We start from the raw sequence: 10,907 nt of genomic DNA on the forward strand, positions 1-10,907 counted from the left end.
CCAAAAACGCACAACATGGAGCCCGCACAACACGATGACGGCCCAAAATCATGATGCTGCCCCCGGGCAGCGCGCCGCCTTTCCCGTCCATCCCCCGCCGGTTCTCCTTTTCCCTCTCCTCTTTTCTCCTCCCGGGCAGCGGGAGCGCACAAAAAAAGACCGCCCGAAGGCGGCCTTTCTTTTCGGCACGAACGCTTGCAGGCACTCCCCTGCACTTCGCCCGTCCGACGGATCAGCGTTCTACACCCGCAGCATGTCCTGCGGGAACACGGCCTGCGGCTCCGGCTGCGCGCCGGGCTGCGCTTCCGGCTCCTTCAGGCAGACGGCCTGCCACTCCGAAGCCACGTCCACAAAGTTCTGCACCCACTGCGCCACGTTCGAGCCGTCGAGCATGCGCATGGACATCACGCCCTGAAGCGTCACTCCCGTGTCTTCCCGTGCGGCCAGCGTAAAGCCCTGCGTGCCGTGAAAAAACGTGTTGGCGTCCAAAAGCTCGGCGTAGAGCGCTTCCCGCCCCTCCAAGGGCAGCGGTGCCACCACGGTGAACATCATCACCATGTCGGCTTCCGGCAGCCAGCGCAGGCTGACTTCAAAATCGTCGATGACCAGAAGGCAGGAAGGATCGTCCTCGCGCACGGTGATTTCCGGCAGTCCCAGCGCGGGAGCCAGCGCCGACAAAAGAGAAGTAAAGGCATCAGGCATGATTCATATCCTCAAATGAAGTTCAATTCCCCGCCGCGGCGGTCTGAGGCGCACGGGCCTGAATTCGGCAGGCCGTCAGCGTGCCGCGCCCGTCCGGCGTGATGGTGTAGGTGTAGTCCATGTCCAGCGGCGAGGCCGCAGGCTTGTAAAAGCGCATGGTGACGTTGCCGTTTTCCTCGCGGCGCACGTCGATGTCCAGCGGAGAATGTTCGGACTGATAAATGCCGGTGAAATGACTGTTGGACCGCACCAGAAACGCGCCGCTCTGCCCCATGCTCAGAATGACCTGCCGCGCCTGCACGTCGTTGCCGTTGCAAAGCGCCACCGCGCGCCGCGCAAGTTCCGCACTGACCGGCGACGTCGAACCCACGTTGAAGCGTGCAAGTTCCTCTTCGGTGAACGCCGAGGTGTCGTGAATGTTCACGGTGTCCACCGGGCCGCCCGGAACGCCGAAGGTCACGATGGGGCTGTAGCCCGGCAGCGCGCCGGACGTGCCGCGACGATTGAGGTCCTTGGCGAGAGAGGCTTCCACCTGGTCCAGCGTGCCCAGGAGCCCGGGAGGCGTAAGCGACGGACGATTCACGAAATCGTCGATGGACAGGGATACCGGGCCGCGCAGACCGGCCTCCGCCTTATCCAGAGTCACGCCCGAAGAAAGTGAGGTCATGCCCATCGTGGGCGCCGTGAGATCGCCGGGCTTCGCCTGCTCGAACACGGCGGCAAGCCGCGCAAACATGGCGTTGTTGAAGTCGCGCAGGCTTTCGTACTTTCGTTCGGCGGGCATGGGTTCGTGAAAGCAGCCCTGCCAGATGGTTTCGCGGGTGAGGAGGCCGTCGGGCTGGAGAGCCCGCATTTCGCCGAGACGCTGCGAAATCAGCGCCACGCAGCCCATCCCGCTGCCCGAAAAGCGGCTGGTCACCACCGCCATGTCCGCCGCCGTGGCAGGCGTGGTCCAGACCATGGCGTCCTGCGCCATGGGCGACACATCCACATTTTTGCCGCAGGCGAAGGCGAAATTCTTCCCTTCCTCAAGGGAACCGTCGGCAATGCGGCGCAGCATTGCCTGATCGTCGAACACGCGGTTGCCGTCGGCGGCAAGTTCGGCCTCGTGATGCACGGTCATGTTGACCACGCGGCCGAGCTGCTGGCGCTGCGCCGCATCGAGATTCAGGGAATCGGCGAGCGAGGAAACCGCGGCGTGCGTTGCGGGGGAAGCAAGAAACGCTCCGGCACGCACTTCGTTCCAGGCTCTCTTCAAATCGGGCGTGGAGGCCGTGCGCACCATAGCGCTCAAATCCTCGTAGCTCATCACCCTGCCGTTTTCGGCCGTGGCCGCCCGGATGACCGCCTTGCCGAACTCGGCCATGAGCGACTGATGCGCCGCCGGATCCATGCCGTTCGCCGCGCAGAACTCGTTGAAGGCGTGCGCGATGTTGCGGGTGTCGCCCGGGCCGGTGTTGCCGAGCACGAAGTGACGGGCCATGTCGGCATTGATGCGGGAAAGGCCGTCGGCCATGTCGGCGGCGCTGTGGAGCACGTCGCGCACGAGCCTTGCGCTGAGCGGACGCCCCTCTTCGCGCACGCCGCGCAGGCGGGGAGCCAGCGCGTCGGCCACGGTGTTGCCGTACTTCTGCCGCACCATGCTGAAGAGCTCGTCGCCGGCCTGTCTGTTGGTGGACTTGAGAGTGAAGAACGTGCCGACCCTGCCCTGCGCGGCAAAACCTCCGTTCTTCACAACAAGACTGGAATTATCGCTCAGCGAATCGGCCATGCGGCTGAACGCCGTGAAATCAGATGAAATGGATCTCGGCATGGTGCTGCTCCGTAGGTTTGGATGGAGGATGTCACGAAAGCGCCCGGCAGGCAAGAAAGACACAGGGAGCGGACGGATTCCCCCTGCGTCTTTCAGTATGCAAGAAGCATGCCATGCGCTTCTCCACGCCCTGCCGCTCCAAAAGGCGGGCGCAGACGGGCCAATGCCCTGCGCCGGAACGTATTTCGTGCAGCCGCGGCACGAACGACGCCCCGCAAAAACGCCAACTTTCGTGGCATGTCATCAGGTCCATGTCAAAAAATTGACCAATTCTTTTTCAAAGAGAACAATGTTGACTTCCCCGAAGCGACACGCGCAGGACGGCGGATGCTTGCAGGGCGAACGCTGCTGAAAAACACGCAGGCCCCCACAGACCAGGGCAACGGACGCGCGGGGCGGACGCTCGACGGAGAAGGCAGCGGCAACAGCAGTTTGGGCGCGCGACCGCGCGAGGGGCGGAAGCTTTTCATCCGTCCATCCCGAAAAATCGCCACGGGCGAGCGCGCGCAGGGCGAACGCCCGGCTTTTTCCGAAGCGCACGATGCCCCGGCGCTTTCGCCTCTCTGCGGGGGCCGGTCGCAACGGCGGGGCCGCGCTGGCGCTCCGGGCCTTTTTGTGCCATGCTGCGGCTGCGCAGAAGCGCGGCGCGAAACGCCGAAGGACAGCCGCCCGGGCACAGACGCCCCGGGCGCTCCCGCGAGAACCTCTCAACGAAGATTCCGGCGTGACGGCCTGTTCCCGCAGCCCCGCGCCTGCGCCGGCAACGCCCGCCCCCGAAGCGGCGGACAAAGCATGTTCGACAGGACGAGATCATGGAAGAAAACAAGAAGAAATATCCCTGCCCGCACGGCGAGCGTTCCAACCTTGTGGTGCTGTGCAAAATGCCCTGCGAGGAAACGGGCTGCCGCCCCACGGATCTGACCTACGAAAAGGACGCCTTCATCGTTACCGAATACTGGTGCCGGGAATCGTGCCTCTGGTGGAAGGCCAACGGGCACGAATGGGACAAAAAGTAGCCCACAAAAAAAGCCGGAAGCCCGCTGTGCTGCGGGCCCCGGCGATTTTCTCCCGTCCTTTTCCTTCTTTTTCCTTCCCCTTTTCCGCCTCCCTCCTTTTCCGTCTCCCCGGCTCTTCCGAAGCGAGGCGTCGAACCATCTCTGAAAAATCTTTTTTCCACGCCCCGGACACGCCTCAGCGCCGCCCGCGCCTCACGGACGACGTGAAGGCGCTCTTCCCCACGCCCCGGACTTCCTGAAATCGTGAGGAACTCGGGCGGCCCGACGTGTCGGGGAATCCTCCCCCCGGCGGCGTTCGGTCAGCGCCCGAGGCTCCCGCCTGTCATCCTGCCTGTTTCTCCCCATCAGAACTTGCCCCGAGACTCCGGCCTGTTCCCCTTCCTCATCTCCTCTCTATGCCCTTTCCGCGGAGGGTTTCACGGGTTCGAGAGTGCAGTGTTTCACGCGGTCGCGTTCTTCGGCGCGCTTGGCGTTGTTGAATCTGTCCGTCGTGCCCACGAGGTAGCCGGTGATGCGGCGGATGCGTTCAAAGGGCACGCCGCGGCCGATGCATGCAGCGTCATTCATGGCGTCTCCTTCAGCCGTTGTCGGCTTCCACGGTTTTTTCGAGGGAATCCACGCGACGGAGCCATCCGTCGAGGAAGGGTTTCAGGCTGCCGTTGCCGTTGACGAGTTCGTGGTAGCGGGCCCGGCGCAGATGGCAGACGGCCACGGCGGTTTTGCGGTCGCTACAGGTGCGCAGCGCGGCAAGGGTCACGGGCCCCCATACGCCGTCTGCGCGCAGGCCGAGGGCCTTCTGCACAAGACGACAGGCGCAGTCGGTTCCCATGTTCACGGCGGTGTCGTACATCACCACGGCGCAGAGCGGCTTCACGTCGTCGAGGCTCAGGGCGTCCCAGAACCTGCGGCGCATGCGCCTGCGCTCGCGCTCCGGCGTGAGGGCGGAACCGTCGGCGTCGAAGTCGCCTTCAAGGTCGCCGTCTTCGCCAGTATCGCCCAGATCTTCCTGCTCCCTGAGAGCGGCCGGACTGACGCCGGCATTCGCGGATCCGCCGAAATCGGCAACATGCCCGACGCGTCCGCCTTCCCACCGCGATGTGAAATCGTGCGCTTTTTCAAAATTTCCCATAAAAAAGCTCCCTTTTTTCCAGAGAGCCTATCCGTCGCCGTCACTGCGGCACAGGGGGAAAAAGGAAGCCGCCGCGCCGCAAAAGAAGCGCGGAGGTCGAAGCCGCTCCCCGGCGGGGCGCATCGTCGCCTGATGCCGCAACATTTCCTGCGGCTCGCAGGACCGCGTTGCCGAGGTAACGCCGCGGCACGATGCCTCGATGCCTGCCGAGAGGCACAACAGGCCGCAACGGTGCGCTGCCTGCCGCCATGCCGCACGAACACCGCCGCGGAGGGATCCATGCCCTGCGCGCATGCAGCTCATGCAACACAGGCATTTGCCGCAACGTCCCGGATTCTCTATCATGAAGGCTCGGCGCGTTTTTTGCGGACAAGAGGCCGCCCCTTTGCCGCGCCGAAAAGGAGTCGTCATGATCCGCCGTCCCTTCGTTCTGCCCGTTGTTGTCGCCGCGTTCGTTTCCGCGTTTGCCGCCGGAGGAGTCCGCGCCGCCGAGCCGACGGTCACGCTCAGCATCAACGGAAGCACGCTTTCCGCCACGCTGGAAGACAGCCCCGCCGGTCACGAATTTTTCGCCATGCTGCCGCTCTCCCTGCCGCTTCAGGACTTCAACGGCACGGAAAAAATCAGCGATCTGCCGCAACGGCTCAGCGGCAGGGACGCGCCGGAAGGCTGCACGCCCACGGCGGGCGATCTTGCCTGGTATGCGCCGTGGGGGAATCTCGCGGTGTTCTATCGGGACTTTTCGTGGTCGCGCGGACTCGTGCCGCTGGGCCGGATTCAGGACGCCGATCTCTCGCCCATTGCCGACGCGAAAAACGGCGACGTGCTCACCATCACGAAGGCGAATCCGCGCTGAGCCCGCGCGTTTCCAAGGACGCAACGCCCGCATCGCAAAAGAATCGCGGAGGTTGAAGCCGCTACCCCGGCGGGGCGCGTCGTCGCCCGATGCCGCAACCTTGCCTGCGAGCCGCAGACTTGCTGCCGGTGTGCCGCCGCTGGCTGCACGGTGACTCACTGCCTGCCGAGAGGCGCAACAGGCCGCAACGCCCGCATCGCCCGCCGCCATGCCGCGTGCCGCAACCCCGCAGGACCCTTCATCCGCGCTCCCCTTTTTGGAAAAACTTAAAGCATTGCTTTAAAAATTCCGGCGGAATGCCTGTTTCGCGCCCTTCCGCCTTTTCCCCCCCCAAAAAAAAAGCAGGACGCCCCGAGTCGGGGCGTCCCTTTCAGCATGCTCCGGCGTTGCGTCTGGTTACGCCTGCCGGTCGTTCAGCGCCGGACGGCTCATCTCGAACGCCGTGCAGACGTGCGAGCCGTCGGGCCGGATGAGGAACTGTTCGTGGAACCGCAGCGGAAGCGTCGGGTCGCCGTTGATGTCCATGACTATGGAGCCGTCCGCCTGCTCCACCGCGCTCATCATGAACGCGCCGTGCTCGTTGTACTGCAGGCCCGGGAACACCCCGCTCATGAACCTCGCCGCAATGAGCGGCGTCTGCGAAAAGGCCTGCGCCACCCGCAGGAACTGCGTTTCGGAATGCGTCATGCCCCGCCAGAAATCCAGAATCGGACGCAGCACCGGATGATCCTCGGAAATCTCATGCTTCGGAATCTTCACCGGATGCACGCTCAGAGACGTGCCGTCGGCCTTCGTGAAGCGCAGCGTCGCGCTCTGGCCCTGCCGCACGAAATCCTCGCCGAGCCGGTACACGCTCTCCGGCGTCACGTCGCGCATGGACGTCATTTCCAGACTCATGCGGATATCGTTGAGCGAAAGGGAACTGCCGGGTTCAATCAGTTCCAGCAGCTTCCGCGGCGGCACGCCCAGACCGCTGTTGTGGAACAGCTTCCACTCGTTGCTCCCCGGAAACGCCTCGTCCTCCACAAGCTTCACGCGCTCATGATACGCCGTGTCCACAGCGTCCAGCATGCGGGCCACGGCGTCCATGCCCGTGACCGAGGCAGGCATGGGCCCCAGACGCCCTCCAGTAAATATGTCCCACAGACGAGGCAGCGACAGCGGCCCTCCGCCGTCATGCATGGCCGCCAGAATCTCTTCCGCGGAGGAGGCCACCCATTCCCGCAGCATGTCCTTGCGCGGCGACGACTTCGCCGACTCCATGAGCGGCGACAGCACCGCGGCCAGCGTGTCCCAGTCTCCCCGCGCAAGCGGCGGGTTGTGCCCGGCAAAGCTCAAATAATAGTCGGGAATGCTGTCTCTGCCGCCCAGCGTCTTGAGCTCCGTCATGATGCCGTTGTGCCCGCCCGGAATCTCGCTCGGATGCGTCGGTCGCGCGTCGTACCAGCGGGCAAAGCGCGCCGCGTCGCCGCGTCCGCCGACGGCTTCCATTTCCCCGCGCACGGCGTTCATCATGTCGAACATCGCAGCCGTCATGCGCTCGTCCTTCGGCTTGAGGCCGCGATCCCGAAGCCAGAGCAGCGCGCCCGCCGTGCTCTCTGCCGCCACAGAACGCATGGCCTCGGCAAGCGCCCCCGCCTGCGCCGGGGAAAGGTGCGACGCGCCGATGAGCATCGCCGCACGCAGCGCGTTTTCCACGCCTTCCGCGTCGCCGGGCAGCGCGTCGCGCATGGCGAGATACCTGCCCACCAGAGCATGCGTCTCCATAAACACCTGTCGCGCCGTGACGCCGGGAGTGCCCAGCGAAACCAGATCGCGCACGAACGATGCGTTGCAGGCCGCCGAGGCAATGGAGGCAAGCACGTTCGCGTCGCGCAGGCCGAAAAGCTGCGCGGCCTCCTTCATGGCCGCCTTTTCCGCCGCGGTAAATCCCGCAGCCACGCCGTTCGTCACCGTTCGTGCCGCAAGCGCGTCCACGGCGGCCATCGTTCCGTGCAGGCGCTCCATTTCCTGAACGAGCGTCCCTTCCGCCGCCGCGCGCACCGCCGCAGGATCCACGGCCCGGCCCGCGTCCACGGCGGCCTTCGTCACGTCGGCAGCCGCACGCCGCACCGCTTCGCGCATGGGTTCAAGATTCACGCGCTCCATGTCGATGCCGGAGAAGTCCCGCGTTGCCGCAGCCTCGGCCATCAGCGCCCGAAATTCCCCCGTGTGCGGAACAACGCCGCGCGTCCCTTCGGGAATCAGCGTGGAGAGCACCGCCTCCATCATGGAAAGATTGTCCGCGGCCAGACGTCCGGCCCGCTCGTCCGCAAGACCGGCCGCCACGGCGGGATCCATCGCCGGAAGACGCACGCCCGCCGCGCCCACGAAGTCGCGCACCTCCTCGGAAAGCCGGTTCAGCGGAACGTCACTCTGAAATGTGCCCTCCGTAAACGCCGCTCCCCGTCGACGCAGCTCCCGCACGTCCGCTCCCGGGGCGGGCGCGTTGAACATGTCGAGCTTCATGCCGCTGCGCTGCTCGTCGCTCATGGCGGAAATGAGCTGCTGACCGAATATCTGAAGCGCTCCCGCCATGGGCAGCATTCTTGCCGAAATCATCATGGCGTCCCGTCCGTAGGCCCCGCTGCGCATCGCGCCCGCCGCGGAATTGAGTTCCGAGGCCAGGCGTCCGAACTTCGTCACCGCGCGCGACACCATTTCCGGCAGCATCTGCTGCGGCACGCCGCGACGCGCCAGAATCAGCGAAAGGGTATTTTCCAGCACGCTATTCCTGTCGCGGGCGCCGAAATCGCCTTCCATCGCGTGGGTTGCGGCATCGAGCGACAGCGTGAGCCCCACCAGACGGTCGAGAAAAAACTCATCGAGCGCCGCGCCGTCGTGCAGCAGCGGCTCCAGCAGCACATCGCCGAACATCATGGCGTTGATGTACCGCGGCATGGTTTCCAGCGTGAGCGGCGGATCCAGCTTCACGGGCGGGTTCTGCGCCATCACGGCCAGTTCCTGAAGCAGCGGCAGATGCTCTTCCAGCAGTTTCTCCACCGCCTCGGAAAGCGCGTCGAACACCTCCCTGCCGTCGGGAATGTGCATCGGCGAGACGCTCCCGAGCCTCTCCCGCGCAAGCGTCTCCACTTCGGGATGATGCCCCACGGCCACGGCAAAGCTCGCAGGCAGACCATGACGCTGCATGGCCACGCCCGCCGCAAGCTCGCCCGCCATCTCCACCTGACAGGCCCTGATTTCAAAGGCGCGCTCCTCGCGCGTGGACAGCGGCCCCGAACGCACGATGAGCTTGTTGCACAGCGCGCTCAGGCCGTCCGCCCCGAGCTCGTCCCGCGCTTCGTGAAGCGCCGCCAGAATGTCTGCGGGCTTCTCTTCCGCCGCAACGGCCTCCAGATCCTCGGCGCTCAGAAAGCGCGCCAGATCCATGTCCTGCGCGCAGGCGTCGGCAAAGGCCCGCTCAAAATCCCGAAAGTCAAACACCTGCAGTCCGCGGGCAAGTTCGCGGTCGAGCTCGCGGGCGAAAAAACCGTTCCGGCCTTCCAGCGGACCGCGCATCCGCAGCATGAGCTCCCGCGCGGCCCGGTTCTTCTCGCCGTCGCCAAGATCCGGCAGACGGCTCAGCCCTTCCGCAAACTTCGGACACACTTCCGAAAGCAGATACGATTTCAGCGCCGCCGCCTGCTGCGCTTCGTCGCCGAGCGGCAGACCGCGCGAGGCCGCAAACCACGCAAACGACGAGGCGTGCCCCGCCGGAAGGTTGCCGCGGCGGACAAGCTCCGCGCCCGCGACGGACGCAAGCTGCATGTTCAGGGCAAGCTGCGTCTGCCGCACCGCGCCCGCCGTGAGCGGACTGCCGCGCTGCATGAGCTCGTCGAGCGGAGCGCGCACCGCGCCGAGCTGCGCCGCATAGGCCGGATGCTGAGAAATGGCCGTCATGAACGCCTGCACCGCCGCCCGGTTTTCCGCGGCGCGGGCCGACTCGAAATGCTTCTTCAGGCCGTGCAGCGCGCTGCCCTGCCGCAGATCGTCGGCGGCGGGGGCATGAAACTGCACATTGTCGTCAAGAACGGAAACGTTCTGAAACAGCGTGTTCAGATCAACAGGCATGGCAGCCTCCTCGTTGGGGTCAGACCCGCATCATGTTCTGCACGGCGGAAAGGGAGTCGTCTTCCGGGGGCTCACCTCCGGCAAGTCTTTCCTGCTCCGCGCACAGGCGGCGCAGCTCATCTCTCCACTCTTCCGTCAGCGTCAGCACGGCGTCGAGCTTCTTCACAAAGTCTTCCGGCGAAAGACCGTACACGGGAAGCGCATAGTTCATGCCAACCATGTTGGCGGCGGCATCGTAGCTGAGCGCCCCGCCCCGGGTCTGCATGAAAAGAAAGTTGGCGGCCAGAAGCCGACGCAGCACTTCGCCGTCGCGCCAGCCCGCAAGGGGCCCCACTTCCGCGTAGATCACGAACATCTGCTGCGCCTCCAGCCACTGGATCAGCAGTCCGCGGCCGTCGAGCATCAGATACGCGGCCCCGGCGTCGGAAAGCCGAATATCCAGTCCGGTTTCCCTGTTCAGCGCTTCAATGTAGGAAAGGCTCTGATCCATGTTGACGCTCCTTTCACGCTTTTCCATGCAAAATCCGTGCCGTGAACAAGCGCCGTCAGCGGGGAATGATGAACCGGCGCGCCGCGAAAGAGCCTCCGAAGGTTCGTCTTCCTCCGAACGCGGCAAGGCGCGGAGAACGGCATCCGAAAAACGGAGCGCAGGCTCCCGGCACTCTTTTTCAGTATGGCACAGGGGCACACGGCGCACAAGAACAAATGACGCGCCACTGCGCCGACCGGCATCACACCATGGCGGAGAAAAGAAAGAGCGCGTGCAGCGCGCACGCCAGAACAACGAACGCCTTTTCCGCGCGGCCTCCTGCGCCATGCCCGGCGCAGGTCATGGTCAGGCCGCCGCGGGGGCAGACGTTCAGGCAGTCGCGGCACAATGTGCAGGAGAGTCCGGGGCCTCCGGCTTCAAGACGTTCTTTCGTGAGCGCGCCGTAGCGGCAGACGCGCGTACACGCGCCGCAGAGCGTACACGTGGCGGATCGACGCACGCGCCAGGGGGAAAGCCGGCCCGCAAGGCAGGAAAGCAGCCCCAGCGGACAAATCAGGGTGCAGTAGGCGGCCCAGCCTCTGCGGCGGCTGACGAAGAAGGCTGCGGGAATCATGACGAGCCCCAGCGCCGCGCCGCAGGCCACGGCCGCAGGCAGCGACGCAAAGCGGCGAAGCGCCAGCGCCGCCAGGCAGACCAGCAGAAGCGAAAGCACGCGCCAGCGCAGCGGGCCGGGATGCGGCAAAGGCTTTGCGCGGGACGCGGCCCAGGCGTCCCACGAGCCGAAGTAGCAC

The 10,907-nt window shown here is 65.3% G+C and carries 8 protein-coding genes and 1 pseudogene; 2 read left to right on the forward strand and 7 right to left on the reverse strand.

Going from position 1 to position 10,907, the window contains the following annotated elements:
* Positions 1-240: 240 nt before the first annotated feature.
* Both ACZM96_RS07095 and ACZM96_RS07100 read right to left on the reverse strand, forming a co-directional pair.
* The gene (locus tag ACZM96_RS07095; RefSeq protein ID WP_489488175.1) at positions 241-702 is read right to left on the reverse strand and encodes a type III secretion system chaperone; all 462 of its coding nucleotides are present in this window, start codon (positions 700-702) and stop codon (positions 241-243) included.
* A 22-nt stretch (positions 703-724) separates the two neighbouring features.
* Positions 725-2,515 (reverse strand): hypothetical protein, encoded by a 1,791-nt coding sequence (locus tag ACZM96_RS07100; RefSeq protein WP_489488176.1) that lies wholly within the window; start codon positions 2,513-2,515, stop codon positions 725-727.
* 812 nt (positions 2,516-3,327) lie between these two features.
* Between ACZM96_RS07100 and ACZM96_RS07105 the strand changes: the two genes are divergently transcribed.
* Positions 3,328-3,531: a hypothetical protein gene (locus tag ACZM96_RS07105; protein WP_346664627.1), complete on the forward strand. Its 204-nt coding sequence runs from the start codon at positions 3,328-3,330 to the stop codon at positions 3,529-3,531.
* Between the two features lie 393 nt (positions 3,532-3,924).
* Here the strand turns inward: ACZM96_RS07105 and nrdD are convergent, their stop codons facing one another.
* Together nrdD and ACZM96_RS07115 are read right to left on the reverse strand one after the other, a co-directional pair.
* Complete coding sequence (gene nrdD, locus ACZM96_RS07110; protein WP_489488177.1) at positions 3,925-4,098, reverse strand: anaerobic ribonucleoside-triphosphate reductase; 174 nt, start codon at positions 4,096-4,098, stop codon at positions 3,925-3,927.
* A gap of 10 nt (positions 4,099-4,108) precedes the next feature.
* The gene (locus ACZM96_RS07115; protein WP_489488179.1) at positions 4,109-4,660 is read right to left on the reverse strand and encodes a glycosyl hydrolase 108 family protein; all 552 of its coding nucleotides are present in this window, start codon (positions 4,658-4,660) and stop codon (positions 4,109-4,111) included.
* A gap of 409 nt (positions 4,661-5,069) precedes the next feature.
* On the opposite strand from ACZM96_RS07115, the gene ACZM96_RS07120 reads away from it, so the two are divergent.
* On the forward strand, positions 5,070-5,516 hold the full coding sequence (locus ACZM96_RS07120) for a cyclophilin-like fold protein (protein ID WP_489488180.1): 447 nt from the start codon (positions 5,070-5,072) through the stop codon (positions 5,514-5,516).
* A 396-nt stretch (positions 5,517-5,912) separates the two neighbouring features.
* On the opposite strand, the gene ACZM96_RS07125 is transcribed toward ACZM96_RS07120, so the two are convergent.
* From ACZM96_RS07125 to ACZM96_RS07135, 3 genes and pseudogenes are all read right to left on the reverse strand, one after another.
* The gene (locus ACZM96_RS07125) at positions 5,913-9,626 is read right to left on the reverse strand and encodes a hypothetical protein (RefSeq protein ID WP_489488181.1); all 3,714 of its coding nucleotides are present in this window, start codon (positions 9,624-9,626) and stop codon (positions 5,913-5,915) included.
* Between the two features lie 19 nt (positions 9,627-9,645).
* Positions 9,646-10,116, reverse strand: a complete 471-nt coding sequence (locus ACZM96_RS07130; protein ID WP_489488182.1) for a type III secretion system chaperone — start codon at positions 10,114-10,116, stop codon at positions 9,646-9,648.
* 241 nt (positions 10,117-10,357) lie between these two features.
* Positions 10,358-10,907: pseudogene (locus ACZM96_RS07135) on the reverse strand (4Fe-4S ferredoxin); the annotation flags it as partial.

It is taken from the genome of Mailhella sp., assembly GCF_057866825.1.

Excerpts from the sequence above, each read along its gene's own strand:
- ACZM96_RS07095 (WP_489488175.1), bottom strand. The coding sequence starts at position 702 with ATGCCTGATGCCTTTACTTCTCTTTTGTCGGCGCTGGCTCCCGCGCTG.
- ACZM96_RS07100 (WP_489488176.1), bottom strand. The coding sequence starts at position 2,515 with ATGCCGAGATCCATTTCATCTGATTTCACGGCGTTCAGCCGCATGGCC.
- ACZM96_RS07105 (WP_346664627.1), top strand. The coding sequence starts at position 3,328 with ATGGAAGAAAACAAGAAGAAATATCCCTGCCCGCACGGCGAGCGTTCC.
- nrdD (WP_489488177.1), bottom strand. The coding sequence starts at position 4,098 with ATGAATGACGCTGCATGCATCGGCCGCGGCGTGCCCTTTGAACGCATC.
- ACZM96_RS07115 (WP_489488179.1), bottom strand. The coding sequence starts at position 4,660 with ATGGGAAATTTTGAAAAAGCGCACGATTTCACATCGCGGTGGGAAGGC.
- ACZM96_RS07120 (WP_489488180.1), top strand. The coding sequence starts at position 5,070 with ATGATCCGCCGTCCCTTCGTTCTGCCCGTTGTTGTCGCCGCGTTCGTT.
- ACZM96_RS07125 (WP_489488181.1), bottom strand. The coding sequence starts at position 9,626 with ATGCCTGTTGATCTGAACACGCTGTTTCAGAACGTTTCCGTTCTTGAC.
- ACZM96_RS07130 (WP_489488182.1), bottom strand. The coding sequence starts at position 10,116 with ATGGATCAGAGCCTTTCCTACATTGAAGCGCTGAACAGGGAAACCGGA.